25 protein-coding genes, 1 pseudogene and 1 riboswitch are annotated in these 25,430 nt (G+C 67.3%); of the genes and pseudogenes, 14 read left to right on the top strand and 12 right to left on the bottom strand.

Features of this window, described 5'->3' with window-relative positions:
• Positions 1-7 precede the first annotated feature (7 nt).
• The 3 genes from mreD to A7W11_RS09075 form a co-directional block, all read right to left on the bottom strand.
• A complete protein-coding gene (mreD, locus tag A7W11_RS09085) occupies positions 8-562 on the bottom strand; it encodes a rod shape-determining protein MreD (RefSeq protein ID WP_066410743.1) in 555 nt (184 codons plus the stop codon).
• The gene (mreC, locus tag A7W11_RS09080) at positions 549-1,436 is read right to left on the bottom strand and encodes a rod shape-determining protein MreC (RefSeq protein WP_066410742.1); all 888 of its coding nucleotides are present in this window, start codon (positions 1,434-1,436) and stop codon (positions 549-551) included. The genes mreD and mreC overlap by 14 nt, the downstream gene beginning before the upstream one ends.
• Positions 1,437-1,517: 81 nt before the next feature.
• Positions 1,518-2,561 (bottom strand): rod shape-determining protein, encoded by a 1,044-nt coding sequence (locus A7W11_RS09075; protein ID WP_066128310.1) that lies wholly within the window; start codon positions 2,559-2,561, stop codon positions 1,518-1,520.
• 255 nt (positions 2,562-2,816) lie between these two features.
• Here A7W11_RS09075 and gatC point away from each other — a divergent pair, with 255 nt between their 5' ends.
• From gatC to gatB, 3 genes and pseudogenes are all read left to right on the top strand, one after another.
• The gene (gatC, locus tag A7W11_RS09070) at positions 2,817-3,125 is read left to right on the top strand and encodes an Asp-tRNA(Asn)/Glu-tRNA(Gln) amidotransferase subunit GatC (protein WP_066410741.1); all 309 of its coding nucleotides are present in this window, start codon (positions 2,817-2,819) and stop codon (positions 3,123-3,125) included.
• Positions 3,126-3,128: 3 nt separating this feature from the next.
• Positions 3,129-4,646, top strand: a pseudogene (gatA, locus tag A7W11_RS09065) (Asp-tRNA(Asn)/Glu-tRNA(Gln) amidotransferase subunit GatA); the annotation flags it as partial.
• Positions 4,647-4,742: 96 nt separating this feature from the next.
• On the top strand, positions 4,743-6,200 hold the full coding sequence (gene gatB, locus A7W11_RS09060; RefSeq protein ID WP_066410739.1) for an Asp-tRNA(Asn)/Glu-tRNA(Gln) amidotransferase subunit GatB: 1,458 nt from the start codon (positions 4,743-4,745) through the stop codon (positions 6,198-6,200).
• A gap of 87 nt (positions 6,201-6,287) precedes the next feature.
• On the opposite strand, the gene pyrE is transcribed toward gatB, so the two are convergent.
• On the bottom strand, positions 6,288-6,968 hold the full coding sequence (gene pyrE, locus A7W11_RS09055) for an orotate phosphoribosyltransferase (RefSeq protein ID WP_066410736.1): 681 nt from the start codon (positions 6,966-6,968) through the stop codon (positions 6,288-6,290).
• A 177-nt stretch (positions 6,969-7,145) separates the two neighbouring features.
• Here pyrE and A7W11_RS09050 point away from each other — a divergent pair, with 177 nt between their 5' ends.
• The 4 genes from A7W11_RS09050 to A7W11_RS09035 all read left to right on the top strand — a co-directional run bounded on the left by A7W11_RS09050 (position 7,146) and on the right by A7W11_RS09035 (position 9,109).
• Complete coding sequence (locus A7W11_RS09050) at positions 7,146-7,934, top strand: exodeoxyribonuclease III (protein ID WP_066410733.1); 789 nt, start codon at positions 7,146-7,148, stop codon at positions 7,932-7,934.
• 4 nt (positions 7,935-7,938) lie between these two features.
• A complete protein-coding gene (locus A7W11_RS09045; protein WP_066410729.1) occupies positions 7,939-8,316 on the top strand; it encodes a GFA family protein in 378 nt (125 codons plus the stop codon).
• A 116-nt stretch (positions 8,317-8,432) separates the two neighbouring features.
• Positions 8,433-8,735, top strand: a complete 303-nt coding sequence (locus A7W11_RS09040) for a type II toxin-antitoxin system HigB family toxin (RefSeq protein WP_066410725.1) — start codon at positions 8,433-8,435, stop codon at positions 8,733-8,735.
• Between the two features lie 2 nt (positions 8,736-8,737).
• Positions 8,738-9,109 carry a helix-turn-helix domain-containing protein gene (locus A7W11_RS09035; RefSeq protein ID WP_066410723.1) on the top strand — a complete coding sequence of 124 codons (372 nt, stop codon included), beginning with the start codon at positions 8,738-8,740 and terminating at the stop codon, positions 9,107-9,109.
• A 29-nt stretch (positions 9,110-9,138) separates the two neighbouring features.
• Here A7W11_RS09035 and A7W11_RS09030 read toward each other — a convergent pair whose 3' ends face one another.
• Complete coding sequence (locus tag A7W11_RS09030) at positions 9,139-9,507, bottom strand: VOC family protein (RefSeq protein WP_066410721.1); 369 nt, start codon at positions 9,505-9,507, stop codon at positions 9,139-9,141.
• 71 nt (positions 9,508-9,578) lie between these two features.
• Positions 9,579-10,277 (bottom strand): helix-turn-helix transcriptional regulator, encoded by a 699-nt coding sequence (locus tag A7W11_RS09025; protein WP_066128929.1) that lies wholly within the window; start codon positions 10,275-10,277, stop codon positions 9,579-9,581.
• 226 nt (positions 10,278-10,503) lie between these two features.
• Here A7W11_RS09025 and A7W11_RS09020 point away from each other — a divergent pair, with 226 nt between their 5' ends.
• The gene (locus tag A7W11_RS09020; protein WP_066410718.1) at positions 10,504-11,901 is read left to right on the top strand and encodes an APC family permease; all 1,398 of its coding nucleotides are present in this window, start codon (positions 10,504-10,506) and stop codon (positions 11,899-11,901) included.
• Positions 11,902-12,061: 160 nt separating this feature from the next.
• Here A7W11_RS09020 and A7W11_RS09015 read toward each other — a convergent pair whose 3' ends face one another.
• Both A7W11_RS09015 and A7W11_RS09010 read right to left on the bottom strand, forming a co-directional pair.
• A complete protein-coding gene (locus tag A7W11_RS09015) occupies positions 12,062-13,138 on the bottom strand; it encodes a porin (protein ID WP_066410715.1) in 1,077 nt (358 codons plus the stop codon).
• A gap of 146 nt (positions 13,139-13,284) precedes the next feature.
• Entirely contained in the window at positions 13,285-14,568 is a 1,284-nt protein-coding gene (locus tag A7W11_RS09010) for a muropeptide transporter (protein WP_412778712.1), read from the bottom strand.
• 397 nt (positions 14,569-14,965) lie between these two features.
• Here A7W11_RS09010 and mqo point away from each other — a divergent pair, with 397 nt between their 5' ends.
• Positions 14,966-16,588 carry a malate dehydrogenase (quinone) gene (mqo, locus tag A7W11_RS09005; protein ID WP_066413719.1) on the top strand — a complete coding sequence of 541 codons (1,623 nt, stop codon included), beginning with the start codon at positions 14,966-14,968 and terminating at the stop codon, positions 16,586-16,588.
• Positions 16,589-16,689: 101 nt separating this feature from the next.
• Here mqo and metW read toward each other — a convergent pair whose 3' ends face one another.
• The 3 genes from metW to A7W11_RS08990 form a co-directional block, all read right to left on the bottom strand.
• On the bottom strand, positions 16,690-17,304 hold the full coding sequence (gene metW, locus A7W11_RS09000) for a methionine biosynthesis protein MetW (protein WP_066413712.1): 615 nt from the start codon (positions 17,302-17,304) through the stop codon (positions 16,690-16,692).
• A gap of 8 nt (positions 17,305-17,312) precedes the next feature.
• The gene (gene metX / locus A7W11_RS08995; RefSeq protein WP_066410713.1) at positions 17,313-18,542 is read right to left on the bottom strand and encodes a homoserine O-succinyltransferase MetX; all 1,230 of its coding nucleotides are present in this window, start codon (positions 18,540-18,542) and stop codon (positions 17,313-17,315) included.
• Positions 18,532-18,611: riboswitch (SAM riboswitch) on the bottom strand. (Overlaps the previous gene by 11 nt.)
• Before the next feature lie 76 nt (positions 18,612-18,687).
• Positions 18,688-19,437 (bottom strand): GntR family transcriptional regulator, encoded by a 750-nt coding sequence (locus A7W11_RS08990; RefSeq protein WP_066410711.1) that lies wholly within the window; start codon positions 19,435-19,437, stop codon positions 18,688-18,690.
• Positions 19,438-19,603: 166 nt separating this feature from the next.
• Here A7W11_RS08990 and A7W11_RS08985 point away from each other — a divergent pair, with 166 nt between their 5' ends.
• From A7W11_RS08985 to A7W11_RS08965, 5 genes are all read left to right on the top strand, one after another.
• On the top strand, positions 19,604-19,885 hold the full coding sequence (locus tag A7W11_RS08985) for a UxaA family hydrolase (RefSeq protein ID WP_066410709.1): 282 nt from the start codon (positions 19,604-19,606) through the stop codon (positions 19,883-19,885).
• Between the two features lie 34 nt (positions 19,886-19,919).
• Entirely contained in the window at positions 19,920-21,095 is a 1,176-nt protein-coding gene (locus A7W11_RS08980; protein ID WP_066410706.1) for a UxaA family hydrolase, read from the top strand.
• 198 nt (positions 21,096-21,293) lie between these two features.
• Complete coding sequence (locus A7W11_RS08975; protein ID WP_066410705.1) at positions 21,294-22,301, top strand: Bug family tripartite tricarboxylate transporter substrate binding protein; 1,008 nt, start codon at positions 21,294-21,296, stop codon at positions 22,299-22,301.
• Between the two features lie 34 nt (positions 22,302-22,335).
• Positions 22,336-23,268: a hydroxyacid dehydrogenase gene (locus tag A7W11_RS08970; protein ID WP_066410703.1), complete on the top strand. Its 933-nt coding sequence runs from the start codon at positions 22,336-22,338 to the stop codon at positions 23,266-23,268.
• Between the two features lie 112 nt (positions 23,269-23,380).
• Complete coding sequence (locus tag A7W11_RS08965) at positions 23,381-24,388, top strand: Ldh family oxidoreductase (RefSeq protein WP_066410702.1); 1,008 nt, start codon at positions 23,381-23,383, stop codon at positions 24,386-24,388.
• A gap of 139 nt (positions 24,389-24,527) precedes the next feature.
• On the opposite strand, the gene A7W11_RS08960 is transcribed toward A7W11_RS08965, so the two are convergent.
• The gene (locus A7W11_RS08960) at positions 24,528-25,418 is read right to left on the bottom strand and encodes an AEC family transporter (protein WP_066410701.1); all 891 of its coding nucleotides are present in this window, start codon (positions 25,416-25,418) and stop codon (positions 24,528-24,530) included.
• Positions 25,419-25,430 lie beyond the last annotated feature (12 nt).

Genomic DNA, 25,430 nt, shown 5'->3' with positions numbered 1-25,430 from the left:
CTGGCGCCTAGCCAGCGGAAGATTCCACATCGTCGAGGCGGCGCTGGGGCAACAGCAGCACCCAACCCACCATGGGCCAGATCGCCGCCGTCAGCAGCGCACCCAGGGCCCAGTTCCAGCCAGGCCAGCGACCCGCCAGCCAGGCCAGCACGATCTGCGTGGCGAACTGGGACAGCAGGAACACGGGAAGCATGTGCATCGCCTGGCTCCAGAGCTCGAAGCGCTGCAGGCGGCGATACAGCGCCACCGACCCGTATGCCACCAGAGTATAGGCCAGAGCATGCCCGCCCAGCAGGCCCGCGTCGTGCACGTCCAGCAGCAGGCCGAAAACGAAAGCGGTGACCAGGCCCACGCGGCGCGGCTCGTGCGCGCACCAGAAGGCGATGACCAGCGCCAGGATGTCGGGCGCCGCCGTCCATTGCCGCCAGGGCAGCAGCGACACCAGCCACACCAGCAGCAACGACCCCCAGACGAATGCGCCGTGCGCCGGATGCACCAGTCGTTCGGGCTGCACGTTGCTGGGCGTGCCCAGGCGCCGCGCGGGCGGTTTACTGCGGTCCATCGCCGTCGGCCTCCTGCTGGTTGGATCTGGCTTGCGCCACGTCGGCCTGTAGGACCAGGAAGTGCCGATAACGTTCGGGATGCGCCAGCGGTTCGGCCAACGCGCGAGCGAATCCCGACGCCGTATCGCGCTGGACGGCCGTGACGCGCCCCACCGGCAGGCCGGCCGGAAACAGGCCGCCCACGCCGCTGGTGACCATGGTGTCGCCCTCGCGGATGTCGGCGTTGGCCGCCAGGTAACGCACCTCGATCGTTCCCGGCGTATTGGCGCCGAAGGCGATCAGGCGCAGGCCGTTGCGCAGCACCTGCACGGGAATGGAGACACGTTCATCGGTGACCAGGGCCGCTTCCGCCGTCATGGGCGTGGTGCGCACGATCTGGCCGACCACGCCGCCTTCATCGATGACCGGCATGCCCGCGGCCAGGCCCGCGCGGCTGCCCTTGTTGAACACCAGACGCTGCTGGAAGGCGTCTGGCGGCTCGTACAGCACCTCGACCACCACCGCGGGCGCGGGCGATGCGTCGGTGACACCCAGCAGACGGCGCAGTTGCGCGTTCTCGGCGCCCAATTGCGCGGCATGCGAACTGACCTGCGCCAACTCGATGCGCTGGCGCTGCAAGGCTTCGTTCTCGGTACGGATCAGGTTGGCGGCGTTGACCCACTCGTCGACCTGGCTGACCAGGTCGCGCGGCGCCATGACGGCGCGCTGGAACGGATAGAGCGCGATCGCCACCGCGCTGCGGACCGGTTCCAGCACGCGCAGGCGCGAGTCGACGATCAGCAGCGTCAGCGCCAGCACCACCAACACGGCCAGGCGAACCTCGGCCGGCGGGCCGCGCCGGAATAGCGGGGGAGTGGTCCCTTGTCGTTGCATGGAATTCAGCCCGGCCCCTGGCGCCCGCAACCGCTGCGCCTACCGGCGCGAGCGAGGCGCGCGCCGGCTGGCGGAACAGACTCAGTCGTTGATGAAGATGGCGCCGAGTTTTTCAAGGTGTTCCAGCGCCTCGCCGCAGCCACGGACCACGCAAGTGAGCGGATCGTCGGCCACCACGACCGGCAGGCCGGTCTCTTCCTGCAGCAGACGGTCGAGGTCGCGCAGCAGCGCGCCACCGCCGGTCAGGGCAATGCCCTTGTCGGTGATGTCGGCGCCGAGTTCGGGCGGGGTCTGTTCCAGCGCGATCTTCACGGCCGACACGATCTGGTTCAGCGGATCGGTCAGGGATTCGAGGATCTCGTTGGACGACACCGTGAAGCTGCGCGGCACGCCTTCGGCCAGGTTGCGGCCCTTGACCTCGATCTCGCGGACTTCGGAACCCGGGAACGCGGAACCGATTTCCTTCTTGATGAGTTCGGCGGTGGGCTCGCCGATCAGCATGCCGTAGTTGCGGCGGATGTAGTTGACGATGGCCTCGTCGAACTTGTCGCCGCCCACGCGCACCGAACCCTTGTAGACCATGCCGCCCAGCGAGATGACCGCCACCTCGGTGGTGCCGCCGCCGATGTCCACCACCATCGAGCCGCTGGCGTCGGAAACCGCCAGGCCGGCACCGATGGCCGCGGCCATGGGCTCTTCGATGAGGTACACGTGCGAGGCGCCCGCGCCCAGCGCGGATTCGCGGATGGCGCGGCGCTCGACCTGGGTGGAACCGCACGGCACGCACACGATGATGCGCGGGCTGGGGGCCAGCATGTTGCGGGGGTGCACCATGCGGATGAACTGCTTGAGCATCTGCTCGGTGACGGTGAAGTCGGCGATGACGCCGTCCTTCATCGGGCGGATGGCTTCGATGTTGCCCGGCACTCGGCCGAGCATCTGCTTGGCCTCCCTGCCGACGGCCTGGATGATTTTCTTGCCGTTGGGGCCGCCTTCATGGCGGATGGCGACGACGGACGGTTCGTCCAGAACGATGCCCTTGCCACGGACGTAGATCAGCGTGTTGGCGGTACCGAGGTCGATCGCCATGTCGCTGGAGAAATAACTGCGGAGGAATCCGAACATAGAGCTCAGCGAGATTCAGGAATTAGGGTCATGTCGCGTGCTCGGGCTTCGCGTGTGGCTGCGCGCCCGGCCCGGTCGCCGTGTTTGCCGGACGTACAATGGCCTCGGCGATTAAACCGTGAATCATAACTTATAATTTCGCCGGAAATAGCGTCAAAATGCCGGCTATTCAAGCTTTGTAACGGGTCCGGCCTGTACATACTGATGCCCGCGCGGCGCCTCCGCCCCGCCCCACATTCTCCCCCATCGCGCCCCATGGATCTCAACGAACAAGACGTCGCCCGCATCGCCCGGCTGGCCAGAATCGAATTGACCCCCGAGCAGCGCGGCCGCGCGCAGCAGGAACTCAATGGCATCCTGCACCTGATCGAGCGCCTGCAATCGGTGGACACGCAAGGCGTCGAGCCGCTGGCCCACCCGCTGTCGGCCCGCGAAGACGTGGTGCTGCGCCTGCGCGACGACGTCGCCACCGAGCCCTCGTCCGAAGCCCGCCGCGCCGAACTGCTGGCCAACGCCCCCGATGCGCAGGCCGGCCTGTTCCTGGTTCCCAAGGTCATCGAGTAAGCCATGTCCTCCTCTGCATTGCACAACGAATTCGACGGCATCGCCGGCCTGCGCGACGCGCTGGCGCAGCGCCGCGTCAGCGCGGTCGAGCTGGCCAGCAGCGCCCTGGCCGCGGCCGATGCCGCCAGCGGCCTCAACGCGTTCCTGCACATCGATGCCCAACTCACGCTGGCCGAGGCCGCCGCGGCCGACGCGGCCCTGGCCGCCGGCACCGCCGGCCCGCTGGCCGGCATTCCCATCGCCCACAAGGACGTGTTCGTCACGCGCGGCTGGCGCACCACCGCCGCCAGCAAGATGCTGGCCGACTACGTCAGCCCCTTCGACGCCACCGTCGTGCAGCGCCTGGCCCAGGCCGGCGCCGTCTCGCTGGGCAAGCTGAACTGCGACGAATTCGCCATGGGTTCGGGCAACGAGAACTCGGCTTTCGGCGCGGTCCGCAACCCGTGGGACACCAACGCCGTGCCCGGCGGCTCGTCGGGCGGCTCGGCCGTGGCCGTGGCCGCGCGCCTGGTGGCCGCGGCCACCGGCACCGACACCGGCGGCTCGGTGCGCCAGCCCGCCGCGCTGTGCGGCGTCAGCGGTATCAAGCCCACCTACGGCACCGTGTCGCGCTTCGGCATGGTGGCCTTCGGCTCCAGCCTCGACCAGGCCGGTCCGCTGGCGCAATCCAGCCGCGACCTGCTCGAACTGCTCGACGTGATGGGCGGTTTCGATCCCCAGGACGCCACCAGCGTCGAAACCTGCGACGGCGTGGCCAACCGGCCCGGCCGCGTGCGCGATGCCTTCGACGCCGCGCAGCAGGGCTACGACGCCGCCGGCAGCCAGCCCCTGAAGGGCCTGCGCATCGGCGTGCCGCAAGAGTTCTTCGGCGCCGGCCTGGCGCCCGACGTGGCCGCCGCCATCGAGGCCGCGCTCAAGCAGTTCGAGGCCCTGGGCGCGCAGCGCGTGGCCATCTCGCTGCCGCGCACCGAGCTGTCCATCCCCGCCTACTACGTCATCGCGCCGGCCGAAGCCTCCAGCAACCTGTCGCGCTACGACGGCGTGCGCTACGGCCACCGCGCCGCGCAATACGGCGACCTGACCGAGATGATCAGCCGCTCGCGCGCCGAGGGCTTCGGCGACGAGGTCAAACGCCGCATCCTGATCGGCGCCTACGTGCTGTCGCACGGCTACTACGATGCCTACTACCTGCAGGCGCAGCGCCTGCGCCGCATGATCGCGCAGGACTTCCAGCGCGCCTTCGCGGACCAGTGCGACGTCATCATGGGCCCGGTCACGCCCACGGTGGCCAAGAACATCGGCGACAACCGCGACGATCCCACCGCCGACTGGCTGGCCGACGTCTACACGCTGGGCGTCAGCCTGGCCGGCCTGCCCGCCATGTCGATCCCTTGCGGTTTCGGCGCCGATGGCCGTCGCCCCGTCGGCTTGCAACTTGTCGGCAACTACTTCGACGAAGGCCGTCTGCTGGCCCTGGCCGACCGCTATCAACAAGCCACCGATTGGCACAAGCAGGTGCCCCCACGCTCGCTGCACTCGCTGCCCCCCGAGGGGGCTGCCAGCGCCTTGGGGCGGCCCGGCGCCGCTGGCACGCCCTCTGCACAGGACGCATAAGCAATGGATTGGGAAATCGTCATCGGCCTGGAAACGCACACCCAGCTTTCCACCGACTCCAAGATCTTCTCGGGCAGCAGCACCCGCTTCGGCGCCGCGCCCAACACGCAGGCCAACGTGGTCGACCTGGCGCTGCCGGGCAGCCTGCCCGTGATGAACCACGGCGCGGCCGAGCGCGCCATCCGCTTCGGCCTGGCCGTGGGCGCCACCGTGGCGCCGCGCTCGGTGTTCGCGCGCAAGAACTACTTCTACCCCGACCTGCCCAAGGGCTACCAGATCAGCCAGTACGAGCTGCCGGTGGTCATCGGCGGCTCGATCTCGTTCTTCGTGGGCGAGGAAGAAAAAACCGTCAACCTGACGCGCGCCCACCTGGAAGAAGACGCCGGCAAGTCGCTGCATGACGCCTACTCGCTGGCCGACGGCCGGCCAGCCAGCGGCATCGACCTGAACCGCGCCGGCACGCCGCTGCTGGAAATCGTCACCGAACCCGAGATGCGCAGCGCCGCCGAAGCCGTGGCCTATGCGCGCGCGCTGCACGGCCTGGTGGTGTGGCTGGGCATCTGCGACGGCAACATGCAGGAAGGCTCGTTCCGCTGCGACGCCAACGTGTCCGTGCGCCCGCGCGGCCAGAAGGAATTCGGCACGCGCACCGAGATCAAGAACGTCAACTCGTTCCGCTTCCTCGAACGCGCCATCCTGTTCGAGGCGCGCCGCCAGATCGAACTGATCGAAGACGGCGGCACGGTCGTGCAGGAAACCCGCCTGTACGACGCCGACCGCGACGAGACGCGCAGCATGCGCAGCAAGGAAGACGCGCACGACTACCGCTACTTCCCCGATCCCGACCTGCCCCCGCTGGTCATCTCCCGTGAATGGGTCGAGGAAGTGCGCGCCGGCATGCCGGAACTGCCCGCCGCGCTACGCCAGCGTTTCGAGGCCGACTACGGCCTGTCCGCGTACGACGCCGCGCAGCTGACCGCCAGCCGCGACATGGCCGCCTACTTCGAAGCCGTGGCCGGCGCCCTGCCCGCGGGCCAGGCCAAGGTGGCCGCGAACTGGGTGATGGGCTCAGTCGCCGCCACGCTGAACCGCGAAGAGAAGGAACTGGCCGACGCGCCGGTGCAAGCCGCCGCGCTGGCCGCGCTGCTGGGCCGCGTCCTGGACGGCACCATCTCGAACAACGCCGCCCGCACGGTCTTCGCGGACATGTGGGCCGGCGAGCACGGCGGCCAGCCCGACGCCATCATCGAAGCGCGCGGACTGAAGCAGATCAGCGACACGGGCGCCATCGGCGCCATGATCGACGAAGTCCTCGCCGCCAACCCGGCCATCGTGGCCGAGTACCGCGCCGGCAAGCAGAAGGCCTTCAACTCGCTGGTCGGCCAGATCATGAAGGCCGCCCGCGGCAAGGCCAATCCGCAGCAGGTGAACGATCTGCTGAAGCAGAAGCTGGACGCCTGATCGGGGCGGCTTTCTCTGCACGGCAAAAAGGCGACCCGCGGGGTCGCCTTTTTCTTGCCTGGGCAATGCAGGCGTTGCCTGCTCGCCTTACACCACCCCGTACTTCGCCCGGTACGCCAGCACCGCGTCGCGGTTCTCGGCGAACTGTGCATCCTGCTGCAGCAGGCCCAGGATGTCGCCCAGGTTGGCGATGCTGACCACCGGCATGCCGTAGGCGCGGGCCACTTCCTGCACGGCCGAGTGCGGCGACAGCGCGTCGTCGGCGCCAGCGCGTTCCATGCGGTCCATCGCGATCAGCACGGCGGCGGGCTCGGCGCCCGCGGCGCGGATGATTTCCACCGACTCGCGCACCGAGGTGCCCGCGGTGATGACGTCATCGATGATGACGACGCGGCCTTGCAGGGGCGCGCCCACCAGGGTGCCGCCTTCGCCGTGGTCTTTCGCTTCCTTGCGGTTGTAGGCGAAAGGCACGTCGCGCCCCTGCATGCCGGGATGGCCGGCCAGCGCCACCGCGGTGGCCGTGGCCAGCGGAATGCCCTTGTAGGCCGGGCCGAACAGCATGTCGAACGAAATGCCCGACTCCACCAGCGACTGCGCGTAGAACTGCGCCAGCCTGCCCACCGAGCGGCCGCTGTCGAACAGGCCGGCGTTGAAGAAGTAGGGGCTGATGCGGCCCGACTTGACCTTGAAGCTGCCGAAACGCAGCACGCCCTCGTCCAGGGCGAAACGAACGAAGTCGGCGGAAGTGGAGGAGGAAGTAGCGGCCATGCGGAGATCCGGAAAAAGTGCTTGCGGGCGGTTCGGGGAATACCGCCATTATCGGCGATCCTGCGAATCGCATGGGCAGCGCCCGATCCGGCTCGGTTAAAGTCGTGGGTTAGCCCTGCCCGCTTGCCGCCCCCGCCGGGCGCAGACCAAGCCGGCCCAGAACGACAGGAGTTTCCCGTGCTGCGCATCACCTCGATCAATCTCAACGGCATCCGCTCGGCCTTCCGCAAGGGCCTGCAGCCCTGGATGGCCACCCACGACGCCGACGTGCTGTGCCTGCAGGAAATCAAGGTGTCCCACGAGGACCTGACCGACGACCTGCGCCACCCGCCCGGCTACAACGGCCACTTCTGCCATGCCACGAAAAAGGGCTACAGCGGCGTGGGCATCTACCTGAAGCAGCCCGCCGAGAACGTCGCCACGGGCCTGAACTGCGAAGAGTTCGACCCCGAAGGCCGCATCATCCGCGCCGACTGGAAGACATTGTCGGTCGTCAGCGCCTACCTGCCCTCGGGCTCCAGCGGCGACGAGCGCCAGCAGGCCAAGTACCGCTTCCTGGACCGCTTCGGCCCGTGGCTGGACGCCATGATGGAAGAACATCGCAGCACGGGCCGCGAGTTCGTCATCTGCGGCGACTGGAACATCGCCCACAAAGAGATCGACCTGAAGAACTGGAAGGGCAACCTGAAGAACTCGGGCTTCCTGCCCGAGGAACGCGCCTGGCTGACCGACGTGTTCGACAAGCGCGGCTTCGTGGACGTGTTCCGCCAACTGGACGACCGGGCCGACCAATACACCTGGTGGAGCAACCGCGGCCAGGCCTGGGCCAAGAACGTGGGGTGGCGTATCGATTACCAGATCTGCACCCCTGGCATCGCCAAGACAGCCCGCGCCACGTCCATCTACAAGGACGAACGCTTCAGCGACCACGCGCCGCTGACGGTGGATTACGACTGGACGCTGTAAGGCCATGCCGGTCTATCAGGGGTCATGCCACTGCGGCGCCTGCCGGTTCGAGGTCGAACTCGAACCGGATCACGTGCGCAGCTGCAATTGCTCGGTCTGCCGGCGGCGCGGCGCGCTGAACCACCGCGTGCCGCCGTCGGCGCTGCGCCTGCTGACGCCGCTGGCGGATCTTCAGGTATATGAATGGGGCAGCCGCACCGGCCGTGACTATTTCTGCGGCGTCTGCGGCATCCTGCCCTTTCGCAAGCCCAGCGCGCCCACGCCGGCCGAACGCGCGGCGGGCATGACGCCTTTCGAAGGCTGGGCCATCAACGTGCGCTGCCTGGAAGGCATCGACCTGGCGGCCATCCCGGTCAAGCGGGTGGATGGCGCGGCGCTGTAGCCGTCATTACGCCAACAGCGCGTAGACAGCGGCCTGTGTCCCCAGGATCCAGCGGTGGACAAGCACGCAAGATTGACAGCGTTGAAAAAGTCCCAATTTGGGACTAACATGGCGACATGCGCGTCATCGCTGTCAGCACACTACGGCAATTCTGGGAAAAGCACCCAGGTGCAGAACAGTCCATCAAATCGTGGGTGGATGAGGCCGTACAGGCGAAATGGACGCAACCGGCGGCTATCAAGGCCCAGTATCGCAGCGCCAGCATTCTGAAGAATCGCCGGGTCGTGTTCAACATCAAAGGTAACGACTATCGGCTGATAGTGGCCGTTGCCTACCGTCTAAGTATCGTCTACGTGAAATTCATCGGCACGCACGCTGAATACGACCGTATAGATGCCGAGACAGTGGAAATGGAGTGACCATGGAAATTCGCCCGCTTCACACCGAGGCCGACTATAAAGCCGCACTGAAGACGATCTCGTCCCTCATGGAAAGTGATCCCGATAGCGGCACGCCAGAAGGGGATCGGTTGGACGTCCTGACCACGTTGGTGCAAGCCTACGAAGCCAGGCATTATCCGATCGACCTCCCCGATCCCATCGAAGCCATCAAGTTCCGCATGGAACAGGCAGGCCTCAGCGCGAAGGATCTCGAGCCGATGATCGGGCGCTCGAACCGCGTCTACGAAGTCTTGAATCGTAAACGCGGACTGACGTTGAAGATGATCTGGAGCTTGCATAAAGGGCTAGGCATCCCTGCCGCCAGTTTGATTCAACCGATCATCAAAGCCTGAGCCTATCCGCCGGGGAGTTGTAGCCGCCACTACGCCAACAGGGCATACACCCGCAGCCGGTGCCCGTCCGGGTCCAATGCCAGGAACGTGCGGCCGAAATCCATATCCGTGGGCGGTTGCGCGATACTGACGCCGCGCGCCGTCCAGTCGGCGTGAACGGCATCCACCTGGTCCACGTACTTCATCGGAAAGCCCAGTTCCGTGCAGCCGGCCGACGCCACCGGACGGGGCTTGACCGCAGGCCTGGCCCACAACCCCAGCTTCAGGCCCGAATTCAGCACGAACAGCACGAAGCCCGGGCTGGCCTCGATCGGCTGGGCATCCAGCAAGCCCGCGTAGAAGCGGCCACTGGCTTCGGGATTGTCGACGTACAGAATGAGTTGATTGGGGTGTTGCATGATGGGTGACTCCCTGGGGTTGAATGACCGGAGGGAATGATAGGCACCCATGCTGCCAGTTTATGGCAGCATCAATCGAGGGATCGCGCCTGCTGTTCGCGCACCTTCCACTCCTTCAGCAAGGCATGGCGGCGGCGCGGGTAGCGTATCTCCTGCGGCACGGCGTTGGCGATGCGATCGACGCGAAAATGGCGGTAACCCTGCCGCAACTCGCACCAGCCCAGCACGATGCGCACGCGGTCGAAAAAGGCCAGGCCGAACGGCCAGATCAGCCGGCGCGATTCCGCGCCGGCCTCGTCCCGATAGCCGATCTCCAGCTTCTGCTCGGCGCGGATGGCCTGGCGGATGACGGCCAGCTCGACCCCATCGGGTGGAATGGCTTCGGCCGGCGGCGCCACCATCAGCGTCGAGGCGTCCAGCCCCGCGCGCAGATCGTCGGGCAACACCGCGGCGATGCGCGCCAAGGCATTGCGCGCGGCATCGCGCAGGCGGTGATCGGTGCGCTCGGCCACCCACAACGACCCCAGCACCAGCGCCTCGATCTCGTCCTCGGTGAACATCAGGGGCGGCAGCATGAAGCCGGGCCGCAGCACGTAGCCCACGCCCGGCTCGCCCTCGATGTGCGCGCCCTGCGCCTGCAGGGTGGCGATGTCCCGGTACAGCGTGCGCAGGCTCACGCCCAGCTCGGCCGCCAGCGCACGGCCGCTGACCGGCAATCGGTGGCGGCGCAGCACTTGCAGCAGATCGAACAGGCGGGCGGAGCGTGACATGGCGGGATGCTACGCCAAACCGCCTGCAAATGAGCGATTTATCGACGCCGCCGCATCACGGCATGTGCCCGGAAAGGGGCCTCCACCACGCTGTGGCAGACCTCACGTTCCCCGACAACTTAGACATTTCGTTTCACCGCAATTACGGTGACATCCCCCATCCCTGCGTAGAATTTATCGGGACACACCACGCCGTATCCCCCAATAACATTCCCGGAGAAGCACGATGGCCACTGCAGAAGCCACCACGACAGGTCAGGACACCCAACTGAAACGAGTGATGGGTCCGAAGCTGCTGTTGCTGTTCATCGTCGGCGACATTCTGGGCACCGGGGTCTATGCCCTGACCGGGCAGGTAGCGGCCGAAGTGGGTGGAGCGGCCTGGGCGCCCTTCCTGGTCGCCTTCGCGGTGGCGTTGCTCACCGCCTTTTCGTACCTCGAACTGGTCACCAAGTACCCGAAAGCCGCCGGCGCGGCGTTGTATGTGCACAAGGCGTTCGGCGTGCACTTCCTCACCTTCATCATCTGTTTTGCCGTGATGTGCTCGGGGCTGACCTCGGCGGCCACCGCCTCCAACGCCTTCGCGGCCAATCTGTTCGCGGCGATGGGCATGAAGGCCGACGCCGGCATGGTCACCCTGGGCGCGGCGGGTTTCATGCTGCTGGTGATGATCGTCAACTTCCGCGGCGTGTCCGAAAGCGTGAAGGCCAACGTCGTGCTGACGCTGATCGAGCTGGGCGGCCTGCTGCTGGTGATCGGCCTGGGTTTCTACGCCATTGCGGGCGGCCAGGCGGATTTCTCGCGGGTGGTGGCCTTCGATACGCCCGAGGACAAGAGCGTGTTCCTGGCGGTCACCTCGGCCACCGCGCTGGCCTTCTTCGCCATGGTGGGCTTCGAGGACTCGGTGAACATGGCCGAGGAAACGCACAATCCCAACAAGATCTTCCCCAAGGTGATGCTGACCGGACTGGGCATCACGGTCGTCATCTACGTACTGGTGTCGATCTGCGCCGTGGCGCTGATTCCGGTGGGCGAACTGGCGGCCAGCAAGACGCCGCTGGTGCTGGTGGTGCAGCGCGCGGCACCCGGCCTGCCCATGGGCACCATCATGCCCATCATCTCGATGTTCGCGGTGGCCAATTCGGCGCTGATCAACATGATGATGGCCAGCCGCCTGCTGTACGGCATGTCGCGCCAGGGGGTGTTGCCCAAGTTCCTGGCCAGCGTGCATGAACGCACCCGTACGCCGTGGGCCGCCATCCTGTTCACCACGGCGCTGGGGCTGGGCCTGATCATCCTGGTGTCGAACTCGGACTCCGAGGCCATCCGCTCGCTGGGCGGCACGACCGCGCTGCTGCTGCTGGGCGTATTCGCCTTCGTGAACGTGGCCGTGCTGGTGCTGCGCCGCGACAAGGTGGAGCACGAGCATTTCCGCATCCAGACGTTCTTTCCCTGGCTGGGCGCGATCGCCTGCATATTCCTGGTGACGCCCGTGACCGGCCGCGATGTCATCCAGTATCAGGTGGCCGGCTGGCTGCTGCTGCTGGGCGTGGTGATGTGGGGCATCACCATGCTGGTGCACCGCAACCACGCGCACCTGGATCCGTCGAAGCTGGAGGATTGATCGGGCGACTTGGCCGGTCACGACAAAGGCGGCCCTGATGACAGGCCGCCTTTTTCCTGGCTGCGACAATCGCCTTGCGCCACGCAAAACGGGCGGTATGCCGTCATCGGCATACCGCCCGTTTTGTTCACACGATGCCTGGCTGGCGCCAGGCGCGTGATCAGAAGATGTGACGCATGCCCACGGCGGCGCCCAGTTGGGTCGAGCCACCGGGGATTTCGCTGCTGGCGGCGTCGCTGACCTTGTTGAAGTCGACGGTGCCGTACAGCTGGGTGCGCTTGGACAGGGCGTATTCGGCCACGCCGACCACGGCCCAGCGGCGGCCCTTGTCGCCTTCCTCGACCACGTTCTTGCTGCGGTCGTAGTAACCGGCGGCGGTGAACGACCACACGCCCGGCGAGTAGGTGGCGCCCAGGAAGTAGCCGCTGTCCTTGCGCTGCAGGCCGGCGCCGCCGTCGGTGTTGCCCATGACGGCGTTGACCCAGCCGGTTTCGTCACGGCCATTCAGGTAGCCGGCGAACAGCTTGACCTCTTCGATGACCTTGAACGAGGCGTTGACGTTCCAGACGCGCTGGTCGAAGTCCGAGTTGGCCGAGGAACGCGACAGCTGATAGCCGCCGCCGATCTGGAAGGGACCGGCCGTGTAGGTCAGCGTACCGCCGTATTGCTGGCCCAGCTTGCGGTTGCTGAAGCTCTCGCCGCCGGTGACGTCGGAATTGAACGAATGCTGCAGCACCAGGTCCAGGCCGCCCAGCTTGTTGTTGCGGTAGCGGATGGCGTTGTCGCTGCGGGCGCGCGACAGGGCCACGGGCAGCCACGAGTTCTGGTCGTAGTTGCCGACGGTCAGGGGATCGAACGTGTCGGCCAGCAGCGTGAACAGCGCGGTGTCCTGGCGGCCGAACGAGATGGCGCCGGCGCTGCCGCCGTCCAGGCCCACGTAGGCTTGGCGGCTGAACAGGCGGTTGGAGTCGGAACGTTGGCCGGTCTGGACGTTGAAGCCGTTTTCCAGGCGGAAGAAGGCCGAATTGCCGCCACCGAGGTCTTCGGTGCCGCGCAGGCCCCAACGGCTGCCCGAGATGGCGCCGTTGTTCATGCCGATGCGGCTGTTGCCGTTCTCGCCATGATTGAGGTAACGGATGCTGATGTCTGCGATGCCGTAGAGGGTCACGCTGGTTTCGGCGTGGGCCGTGCCGGCGCAAACGCCAGCCAGAACCAGAGCCGGTACAAAACGCTTCATGGGTCCTTCTCCTCTTTTTTCGAGCCTGTTGGGCCCGCCATTTTCTCGGTGTGCCGCCCGGATGGGACGAGCGCTGCAAAGGTATTGCAGGCGCTAACAGTACCATCGGGTTACGGGATGTGGCTCACGGAAACGTGAATAGAGGATTAATTCACCCCTTCTCGCTCTAAAGTAGCGATCTCGTTGCGGCGTAAATGCAACAGCACAAGACCAGGCAGCGCGATCGCCACGGTGACCAGGAAGAAGCCCGGCCAGCCCATGCTCTTGACCAGCCAGGGCGTCAGCGGACCGGCCAGGTAAGTACGTCCCACCGCGGACAGCGCCGACAGCAGCGCGAACTGCGTGGCGGAAAACTGCTGCTTGCACATCGCCATCAGCAGACCGACGAACGCCGCGGTGCCCAGGCCGCCGCACAGATTCTCGACCCCGACCGCCGCGCCCATCAGCCACAGGCTGCGCGGACTGACCGCGATCAGCCAATACCCCAGGTTGGACACGGCCTGCAGCAGCCCGAAGGCCAACAGCGAGCGGTACAGCCCCCAGCGCGACATCAGGCTGCCGCCGGCCAGCGCGCCGATGATGGTGGCGGCCAGGCCCATGACCTTGTTGATTTCACCCACCTCGGTCGGCGAGAACCCGGCGCCGCGAATGAGGAACGTGGTGGACAGGGCGCCCGCGAAGGCATCGCCCAGCTTGTAGAGCACGATCAGCAGCAACATGCCCATCGCGCCGCGCCGGCCGAAGAAATCCCGCAGCGGCTCGACCACCGCGACGGCCAGGCTGCGGGGCGCCGATACCGGCGCCTCGGGCTCGGGCGCCCACAGCGTGGCCAGCACGCAGGCCAGCATCAACCCACCCATCAACAGATAGGTATTGCCCCATCCCAGCCAGCTGTCGGCCAGGATCAAGGCCAGCCCGGCCGACACCAGCATGGCGACGCGGTAGCCCAGCACCTTGACCGCCGCTCCCGCGCCACGCTCTTCCTTGCGCAGCACGTCGGTGCAATAGGCGTCGAAGGCGATGTCCTGCGTGGCCGACAGCAGGGCCACGAACACGGCCAGCAGCGCCAGCGGCATCAGGGCGGAAGACGGGGACATGAGGCCCATGCCCATGATGCTGACGGCCAGCAGCAACTGCGTCACCAGTATCCAGCCACGGCGGCGGCCCAGGAACGGCGGGGCATAGCGGTCGATCAGCGGCGCCCACAGGAATTTCAGCGTGTAGGCGCTGCCCACCAGGGTGAGAAAGCCGATCTGCTGCAGGGAAATGTTCTCGACGGTGGCCCATGCCTGCAACGTGCCGCTGGTCAGCGCCAGCGGCAGTCCGCTGGCGAAACCCAGCGCCAGCAAGGGCGCCACCCGGCGGCTGAGATACACCTTGCCCGCGGCGGGCGCACCCGCGGCGGGCGCTTCTGCGTCTGCGATGACCACTCTCCATCGATATCGGGGCCAGCATCCCGGCTGGCCCGGTTCCGGCATATTACCGAAAGGCGGCAGCATGGCGTCGGCTTTGGTAGAATCCCTAATTGCTGAACAAAAAGAATCGCGCATTTTTTGGTGTCATGCACCAGAGCAAGCCGGCATCCGCAGCTCGCACGCCCTTGAACGTAGTCCGCACGATGGGCAAAGGCAGTTGCGCTGGGGGAGATAAGTCAGTCAGCCGGTGGTCCGGCTGGATTCAAGACCCCGCCCTCATCAGGGTGATCTCCCCGGAGCACCAATAAAATTGGCCTCGAAACCCAACGCTGACGCGAAGACCCGCGACACCAGCAAGCATTCCTTCACCCGCCGTCATTTCCTGGGCACCGCCGCGCTGGGCGCTGGCGCCGTGGCGATCGGCTATCACGCCCTCTCCGACGACCAGTACCGCGCCGAAAAGGCCGACCGCAACGTAGACGTGCTGCTGATCGGCGGCGGCATCATGAGCGCGACGCTGGGCACCTACCTGACCGAACTCGAACCCGGCTGGTCGCTCGAAATCTTCGAACGCCTGGACGGCGTGGCGCAGGAAAGCTCGAACGGCTGGAACAATGCCGGCACCGGCCACTCGGCCCTGTGCGAGCTGAACTACACGCCGATGGACGTCAACGGCAATGTCCAGATCGCCAAGGCCATCGAGATCAACGAGCAGTTCCAGATCTCGCGCCAATTCTGGTCGCATCAGGTGCGCCGCGGCGTGCTGGGCAAGCCGCGCGAGTTCATCAACTCGACGCCGCACATGAACCTGGTCTGGGGCCAGGAGAACGTCGACTTCATGAAGAAGCGCGTCGCCGCGCTGCAGGCCAGCCCGCTGTTCACCGGCATGGAGCTGACCACCGATCCGGCCAGGATCGCCGAGTGGGTGCCGATCATGATGGAAGGCCGCCAGAGCGGCCAGATGCTGGCCGCCACGCGCTCGCCGCTGGGCACCGACGTCAACCTGGGCGAGATCACCCGCCAGTTCTACAGCCACCTGACCGGCACGTCGAAATTGAAGCTGTCGACCGGCTATGAAGTGCGCTCGATCACGCGCAACCCGGACGGCACCTGGCGCGTCTCGGCGTTCGACATGAAGGACAGCTCGAAGATCCAGACGGTCGACGCGCGCTTCGTGTTCATCGGCGCGGGCGGCGCGGCGCTGCCGCTGCTGCAGAAGTCCGGTATTCCCGAGGGCAAGCAGTACGGCGGCTTCCCCGTGGGCGGCGCGTTCCTGGTCACCGAAAATCCCGAGATCGCGCAGCGCCACCTGGCCAAGGTGTACGGCATGGCCGAAACGGGCTCGCCCCCGATGTCGGTGCCCCACCTGGATACGCGGGTGCTGGACGGCAAGCGCGTGCTGCTGTTCGGCCCGTTCGCCACCTGGTCGAGCAAGTTCCTGAAGGAAGGTTCGTACTTCGACCTGCCCGCGTCGCTGACGATGAGCAACCTCATCCCGTCGATGCAGGTCGGCGTGCACGAGTTCGGGCTGGTGAAGTACCTGGCCGAGCAGCTCTCCCTGTCCAAGGAAGAGCAGATGAACGAACTGCGCCGCTACATGCCCGATGCCAAGGACGAGGACTGGCGCCTGTGGCAGGCTGGCCAGCGCGTGCAGATCATCAAGAACGACCCGGAAAAGGGCGGCCAGTTGAAGCTGGGCACCGAGATCGTCATGGCCGAGGATCGTTCCATCGCGGCCCTGCTGGGCGCCTCGCCCGGCGGCTCGACCTCGCCGGCGATCATGCTGTCGCTGCTGCAGCGCGCCTTCCCGGAGCAGGTGAAGTCGGCCGCGTGGCAGGACAAGCTGCACCAGATCATTCCCAGCTACGGCAAGAAGCTGAACGAGGATCCCGAACTGCTGGCCACCGTGTGGCGCGACACCGCGCAGGCGCTGCAACTGGCGATCCCGTCGCCCAGCCTGTCGGGCGTGCAGGCCGGCGCCGCCGCGCCCCAAAACCCCGCGCCGGTGCCCAAGGTGTCGGATATCCAGCTGTAAACGAGCAGCCTGGACGACAAGAAGCCCGCGCCCGGCGGACTGGCCACCTTTTCAGGCCAGCACGCCAGGCGCGGGCTTTTGCATGGGCGCTGGGCAGAAACCTACGGCGCCGCGAACCGATAGACCGCCAGCGTGCTGCGCCATCCCGGCAGCACGCGCACTTCGCGGTCATTGTTGAAGGTGGCGCGTTCCAGGATGCGCAGCTTCAGGCGCGCGGCCAGGTCCTCGAAATCGCGCAGCGTGCACAGGTGGATGTTGGGCGTGTCGTACCACTGGTACGGCATCTGTCCGGTCACCGGCATGCGGCCGCGCAGCAGCGCCCAGCCATGCGGCCAGTAGCCGAAGTTGGGAAACGACACCACGCCGTGGCGCGCCACGCGCGCCATCTCGCGCAGGATGTGCTCGGTTCGGTGCATCGACTGCAGCGTCTGCGACAGCACCACGGTTTCGAACTGCTTGTCGTCGAACAGCGCCAGGCCGTCTTCCAGGTTCTGCTGGATGACGTTCACGCCCTGCTGCACGCAGGTGATGACGTGGCTGTCGTCGATCTCGACGCCAGCGCCGCGCACCTGGCGGTGGTCGCGCAGCCAGGCCAGCAGTTCGCCGTCGCCGCAACCCAGGTCGAGCACGCGGCTGCCGGGATCGATCCAGCTGGCGATGCGCGCCAGGTCGGGGCGCAGCGCGGGGGCATCGGAACGGGTGGATACAGAATTCATGGGGCGCGTCATCCTTGGGCGGCAACCGGCTCCGTCAGGCCGAGCTCGCGCGCGATGCGTTCGTAGTAGCCGCGCACCACCGCGTGATAGCGGCTGTCTTCCAGCAGGAAGGCATCGTGGCCGTGCGGCGCGTCGATCTCGGCGTACGTGACGGGACTGCCGTTCTTGAGCAGCGCACGCACGATCTCGCGCGAGCGTTCGGGCGGAAAGCGCCAGTCGGTGGAGAACGACACCAGCAGGAAGTCGGACGTGGCCGGCGCCAGCGCGCGCGCCAGGTCGCCGCCGGTGTCGCGGGCCGGATCGAAATAATCCAGCGCGCGCGTGATCAGCAGATAGGTGTTGGCGTCGAAATAGCGCGAGAACTTCTCGCCCTGGTAGCGCAGGTACGACTCGACCTCGAACTCGACGTCGTAGCCGTAGCGGTAGGCGCCGTTCTCGGCGGGCTCGCGTTGCGTGCGGCCGAACTTCTCGGCCATGTCGTCATCGGACAGGTACGTGATGTGGCCGATCATGCGCGCCACCGACAGGCCGCGGCGCGGCACGGTGTCGTGCGCGTAGTAGTCGCCGCCGTGGAAATCGGGATCGGTGATGATGGCGCGGCGCGCCACTTCATTGAAGCCGATGTTCTGCGCGGACAGGCGCGGCGTGCTGGCGATGACCACGCAGTGGGCCACGCGTTCGGGGCAGGTGATGGCCCAGCTCAGGGCCTGCATGCCGCCCAGCGAACCGCCCATCACGGCGGCGAAACGCTCGATGCCGAAGTGGTCGGCCACGCGCGCCTGGGCGTGCACCCAGTCCTCGACCGTCAGCACCGGAAAAGCGGCGCCCCACGGCTGGCCGGAGACCGGATCGGTGCTGGCGGGCCCGGTGGAGCCGAAGCACGAGCCCAGGTTGTTGACGCCGATGACGAAGAAGCGGTTGGTGTCCACGGGCTTACCGGGGCCGACCATGTTGTCCCACCAGCCGATGTCCTTGGGGTTGTCGGCGGCGATGCCGGCCACGTGGTGCGAGGCGTTCAGCGCGTGGCACACCAGCACCGCATTGCTGCGCTCGGCGTTCAACGTGCCGTACGTCTCGATGGCCAGTTCATAGGACGACAGCGATTGCCCGCTGGCCAGGGGCAGCGGATCGTCGAAGCGCAGGAAAGTGGGGGAAACGACGCCCACCGAGCCGTGATCATCGGCCTGGGACGCGGAGGCGGCAACCGCCTCGCTCGATTCGAGAGCAGGAAGGGTCATACGGACCTCTTTAGCAGGATTTATAGAGGCGCCCGCAAGCGGATCAGGCAAATCGGCGCCGTTCGAAGCGTGAATTCTAGCACTGGCGCGGACCGCCGGGTCTGGCGGCGCCAGCAAGGCGGGTCCGACCTGGCCGTGTGGCTGTTCAGACCAGCGCGACGTCCTGGCCCAGGTACTCGTAGTGCTCGGTGTTGACCCGCGACACGCGCCACTCCACCGGCTGGCGGCTGTAGGAATAGGCCACGCGCCGCACTTCCAGCAGCGGCGCGCCCTCGGCCACGCCCAGCCAGGCGGCGTGCTGCGGGTCGGCCAGGCAGGTGCGCAGGCGCTCGTCGGTGGCGATGACGTTCACGCCGAACATGTCCTGGTAGAAGCTGTAGAGCGTGCCGGTGCGCTCGTGCAGCATGCGTTCGGTCAGGCCGGAGAAGCGCGCATCGGGCAGGCAGATGGTGTCGGTCTGCACCACCTCCCCGTTCAGGGACAGCACGTTCGAGAACTCGAACACGCTGGCGCCGGTGGCCAGCCCCAGCTTCTCGCGCGCCAGGGCGCTGGCGCGCACGCGCCGGAAACGCTGCAACGCCGTGACCGGATACGACTTGTGGCCGTCCTGGCGGACGATGCGGAAGAACTTGAAGAAATGCGAGTTGCGGCTGTGCACGGCCACGTAGGTGCCGCGGCCCTGCTGGCGCACCAGGATGTTCTCGGCGGCAAGGTCGTCGATGGCCTTGCGCAGCGTGCCGATGGACACGCCGAAGCGTTCGGCCAGCTGTTTCTCGGGCGGGATGGCGTCGCCCTGCTTCCACTCGCCCTGCGCCAAGGCGGCCAGCACGGCCTGCTTGACCTGCTCGTAGAGGGGACTGCCGGGAGGCGCCTCGGGAAGAAGAATCTGGTTCATCGTGAACGGAATGACTGCGATTCTCATGATTCTACCGGTTGCACCTACAACGCCTCAAGTCATCTAATTCATATATATGATCTAGTTGACTTTGAAAAAGCACGCCCATAACATGCATGCTCCAGCCCGGCCGCGGGACGGCCGCGCGACACCTCAGGAGGAAACAATGATTCACGCCGTATTGCACGACGCCAAGGACACCGTGGCCGTCGTCGTGGTCGAAGGCCTGACCGCGGGGACGGAACTCAACGCCTGGATCATGGACGAGGACCGCGTCATCCAGGTCCGCGCCCGCCAGGACATCCCGATCGGCCACAAGGTGGCGCTGGCCGACATGGCCGTGGGCGACACGATCTACAAGTACGGGGAAGACATCGGCAAGGTGGTGGCGCCCATCCAGGCGGGCCAGCACGCCCACGTGCACAACATCAAGACCAAGCGCTGGTGAAGCGCGCTCGTCCACCCACTACAGGATTCCCGCCATGGCTATCGTCTCCCGCTCCACCACCTTCCACGGCTACCGCCGCGACAACGGCCGCGCCGGCGTGCGCAACCACGTCATCGTGCTGCCCGTGGACGACATCTCCAACGCCGCGGCCGAGGCCGTCGCGAACAACATCAAGGGCACCCTGGCCCTACCCCATCCTTATGGCCGCCTGCAGTTCGGCGAAGACCTGGAGCTGCACTTCCGCACGCTGATCGGCACGGGCTGCAATCCCAACGTGGCCGCGGTCATCGTGATCGGCATCGAGGAAGGCTGGACCAAGCGCGTGGTCGACGGCATCGCCGCCACCGGCAAGCCCGTGGCCGGCTTCAGCATCGAGCTGCACGGCGACCACGACACCATCATGCGCGCCTCGCGCCAGGCCAAGGAATTCGTGCACTACGCCACCGCGCTGCGCCGCGTGGAGTGCCCCATCTCCGACCTGTGGGTATCGACCAAGTGCGGCGAGTCCGACACCACGTCGGGCTGCGGCGCCAACCCCACCGTGGGCAACGCCTTCGACAAGCTGTACGACCTGGACACCACGCTGGTTTTCGGCGAGACCTCGGAACTGACCGGCGGCGAGCACATCGTGGCCGCGCGCTGTGCCAACGATGCGGTGCGCGAGCGCTTCATGTTCATGTTCGACCGCTACCAGCACATGATCGACCGCTGGAAGACCAGTGACCTGTCCGAGTCCCAGCCCACCAAGGGGAACATAGCCGGCGGCCTGACCACCATCGAGGAAAAGGCCATGGGCAACATCCAGAAGATCGGCAAGAAATGCCGTGTCGACGGGGTCATCGACAAGGCCGAGATCCCGACGCACAAGGGCCTGTGGTTCATGGACTCGTCGTCGGCCGCGGCCGAGATGGTCACGTTGTGCGCGGCCTCGGGCTACGCGGTGCACTTCTTTCCCACCGGGCAGGGCAACGTCATCGGCAACCCGATCCTGCCGGTCATCAAGATCTGCGCCAATCCGCGCACTGTGCGCACCATGTCCGAACACATCGACGTGGACACCTCGGGACTCTTGCAGCGCGAGATCGACCTGGACCAGGCCGGCGACAAGCTGCTGGAATGCATGCTGGCCACGGCCAATGGCCGCTGGACCTCGGCCGAGGCGCTGGGCCACCGCGAGTTCGTGCTGACACGCCTGTTCGAAAGCGCCTGACCGGCGCTCCTGGCATCACCGCGCGCGGCGCCGGACCGAAGCGGCAGACTTCGGACGGCGGCCGCGCGCGCCGCAGGATCCGTTCGTCCGCCCCCGCGCGGCCCACGGCAGCAGACCCGGGCGCGGTATCGCCCCGCGGCAGCACAGCGGAGCAGGCCGGCCACCGTCCGGGCATTCCCACACACGGAGGAGGAAGGCATGCAACGCAACAACGATACGCCCGTCGACAACAGGCGGCGCCAGGTGCTGTGCGCAGGCGCCACGGCAGGCCTGATGGGCATCCTGCCCACGGGCAACGCGCTGGCGCAGGGCAAGTGGCCCGCGCAACCCATCAACTACGTCGTGCCGTTTCCGCCCGGCGGCCTGACCGACGTGGCCGCGCGCACGGTGGCCAAGGCGCTGAACGACGCCCGCGGCTGGAATGTCATCATCGAGAACAAGCCCGGCGGCAACGCCAACATCGGCGCGGCCTTCGTGTCGCGCGCGCAGGCCGATGGCTACACCTGGCTGGCCATCACGCTGTCGCACGCCGCCAATGCCACGCTGTTCGCGGGCAAGGCCGGCTATGACCTGCTGAAGGACCTGACGCCCCTGGCCGGCCTGGCCTCGTCGAGCATGATGGTGGTGGTCAGCGCCAAGAGCCCGATCAAGACCATGGCCGACCTGCGCAAAGCGGCAGAGTCCGGCAAGCTCACGGCGGCCTCCAGCGGCAACGGCACGCCGCCGCACCTGACGCTGGCGCTGTACCAGAAGCTGACCGGCGCCAAGCTCATGCACGTGCCCTACAAGGGCGGCGCCCCGTCGCTGACGGACCTGATGGGCGGCCACGTCGACGTGATCTTCTCCAACTATCCCGAATCGCTGGCCCACGTGCAGGCCGGCTCGCTGCGGGCGTTGGCGGTGACCACCCGGCAGCGCAGCCCCGACCTGCCCGACGTACCCACGGTGAGCGAGGCCGGCATGCCCGAGCTGATCGTCGAGAACTTCACCGGCGTGATGGCGCCCAGGGGCCTGCCACCCGAGGTCGTCCAGCAGGCCGGCGAAGCCATCGCGGCCGAGATGCGCAAGCCCGCCATGCAGCAGGGCATGATCAAGCTCGGCTTCATCCCGCAGCCGCGCGGTCCCGCCGAATTCGGCACGTACCTCAGCGCGGAAGTGCAGCGTTGGGGCAAAATCATCAAGGAAGCCGGCATTCAGACCGCTTGAATGCACCGCCCCGCCTATCCCAGGAATCTTTCACATGCTCATCGTCATCTCGGAATTCATGGATGAAGCCGCCGTCCGCGCGCTGTCCGCCCGCTGCACCGTCCGCTACGAACCCGACCTGGTCGACCGGCGCGACGATCTGCTCGCCGCCTGTGCCGACGCGGACGCGCTGATCGTACGCAACCGCACGCAGGTCGACGCGGCGGTGCTGGCGGCCGCGCCGCGATTGCGCGCGGTGGGCCGGCTGGGCGTGGGGCTGGACAACATCGACCTGCCTGGCTGCGCCGCGCGCGACGTCCAGGTGCTGCCCGCCACCGGCGCCAACGCCCGCGCCGTCGCCGAATACGTCGTCGGCACACTGTTGCTGCTGCTGCGCGGCGCGTATGTGCAAAGCGCCGACGTGGCCGGCGGCAAGTGGCCGCGCAACGCGCTGTCCAATGGCCTGGAGGCCGAACATCGCACACTGGGCATCGTCGGTTTCGGCGGCATCGGCCGGCTGACGGCACGCCTGGCGCGGGGACTGGACATGACGGTCGTGGCGCACGATCCCATGCTGGCCGACGACGCGCCGGTCTGGCAGGAAACCGGTGTGCGTCCCATGCCGCTGGACGCGCTGCTGGCCCACAGCGACGCCGTCACGTTGCACCTGCCGCTGACGCCGCAGACGGCAGGCCTGTTCGACGCGGCGCGCCTGGGCACCATGAAGCCCGGCGCCATTCTCATCAACACCGCGCGCGGCGGCGTGGTGGACGAGGCTGCCCTGGCCGCCGCGCTGCGCAGCGGCGCGTTGCGGGGCGCGGCCATCGACGTGTTCGACCAGGAGCCCCTGCCCGCCGGCAGCCCGCTGGCCGATGCGCCCAACGCCGTGCTCACCCCGCACATCGCCGGCCTGACGCAGGAAGCCAACGTGCGCGTGTCCACGCTGGTGGCGCAACGCGTGGCGGATGCGCTCGGCCTGACCCTTTGATTCCACGGCGCGCGGCGTGTGCGAGGCACCATGAACATGGCAATCAGTGCCGGAGTCCATGAGACCGCTCTGCCGCCCGACCGCCACAGACTGACAGCAGACGGAGTGTTCCATGGCACGTATCGCCATCGATGAATTGCAGCAACTGGCCACGCAGGCGCTGGCCGCCAGCGGGGCGCAAGCCGGCATGGCCGCCAGCACGGCGCGCGCCTTGGTGCGCGCCGACGCGCAGGGCCTGGCCTCGCACGGCGTTTCGCGCGTGCCTTCCTATGCCGCGCATCTGCGCAATGGCCGCGCCGACGGCGCGGCGCAACCCGTCGTCGCGCACGAGCGCGGCGCGGCCCTGCTGGTCGACGCCGCCGACGGGCTGGCGTTCCCGGCCTGCGCCCTGGCCGTCCACGAAACCATCGAGCGTGCGCGCAAGCTGGGGGTGGCTTTCGCCGGCGTCACCAACAGCCATCATTTCGGCGCGGCCGGGCTGCATCTCGAAGCCGTGGCCGACGCCGGCATGGTGGGCCTGGCCTTCAGCAACTCGCCCTCGGCCATGCCGGCCTGGGGCGGCAAGCGCGCGTTGTTCGGCACCAACCCGATCGCCGCCGCCTTCCCCCGGCGCGATGGCCCTGCCTTGCTGATCGACCTGTCGCTGTCGGCCGTGGCGCGCGGCAAGCTGATGGTGGCCGCGCGCGACGGCAAGGCCATTCCGGAAGGCTGGGCGTTGGACGATCAGGGCCACCCCACCACGGATCCCAAGGCCGGCCTGGCGGGCAGCATGCTGCCCGCGGGCGGCGTCAAGGGCGCCATGCTGGCCCTGGTGGTCGAGCTGCTGGTGTGCGCGCTGACCGGCGCGCAGTTCGGCTTCGAAGCGGATTCGTTCTTCACCGATGAGGGCAACCGGCCACGCATCGGCCAGGCCTTCCTGGTGATCGATCCAGGCGCGCTGGCGGGGCAGGACGTCTTCCTGGATCGCGTCGAGACGCTGATCGCGGCCATGCTGGAGGACGAGAACGTGCGCCTGCCCGGGGCGCGGCGCGGCGACCTGGCGCGCCAGGCACAGGCACAGGGCATCGAAGTGCCCGATGCGCTGCTGCGGCAGATCCGCGAACTGGCAGGACAGGCCTGAGGCGAGACGGCGGTAGTCCGGACCGACGGCCGCCGCCATCGCGGCCGTCGCGGCAAGGAACTCCCAGATAGGCCGCGCCCCGCGCCCGACCGGCTTCTGCCTGGCAAATCGCAGGCGCGACGCGGGGGCATTTCCAGGATCAGGTCATGGCCATCAGCAGCAGCGGCGCCAGCACCAGGAACACCACGGTGGACACCAGCACGGCGCCGGCCGCGATGTCGCCCAGGTCGGTGTAGCGCTGCGCGTACATGTAGCTGACCACGGCGCACGGCATGGCCATCTGCAGCGCCAGGGCGCCGCCCAGGCCGTCGGGCAGGTGCAGCAGCGTCACCACGCCATAGCCCACGGCCAGCCCCAGCACCAGCCGCAGTCCGGCCACCACCGTGCCGCCCCGCATCCCCTTGGACGGAATGATCGCCAGCGCATGGCCCAGGCTGATCAGCATCAGCGGCACCGTGACGGCGCCCAGCATGCGGCCGGTCTCGATGGTCCATTCGGGCACCGGAATGCCGGTCACGCGCAGCGTCACCGCCACCACCGCCGCCAGCAGCACCGGGCTGCGCCAGGCCTTGTTGGTGCCGGCATCGGCGACCATGCGCACGCCCACGGTATGCATCACGAAGGAATTGATGGCGAAGAACGCCACGGCCACCGACAACCCGGCGTCGCCGAACGCCAGGTGCGAGATGGGCAGGCCCAGATTGCCGGCGTTCGGCATCGCGGCCGTCGGCAGCAGCTTGCGCACCGGCAGGCCGGCCAGCTTCAGGCCCGCCGCGCACAGCAGCGCGCAGACGAACATGGCCAGCAGCGAGGCGCCCACGATGTCGGCCAGCGCGCCGTTGTCCAGTTGGGTGGTGGTGAAGGTATGGAACACCAGCGCGGGCGTGGTCACCGAGGTGACCAGCGTGGTGGCGAAGGCGCCGCCGAAAGGATGATTGCGCTTGCCCCAATAAAGACCGATGCCCACGCAAAACAACAGGGGCGCCATCAGCACCACGACAGACCAGTAGAACTCCGCGACCGAGACCATGATTGAGTGATT

This window comes from Bordetella ansorpii (assembly GCF_900078315.1).
Lineage (GTDB): Bacteria > Pseudomonadota > Gammaproteobacteria > Burkholderiales > Burkholderiaceae_B > Bordetella > Bordetella ansorpii.
The sequence above is the reverse complement of the archived record's forward strand: the minus strand, read 5'-3'. Positions and strand labels throughout refer to the sequence as shown.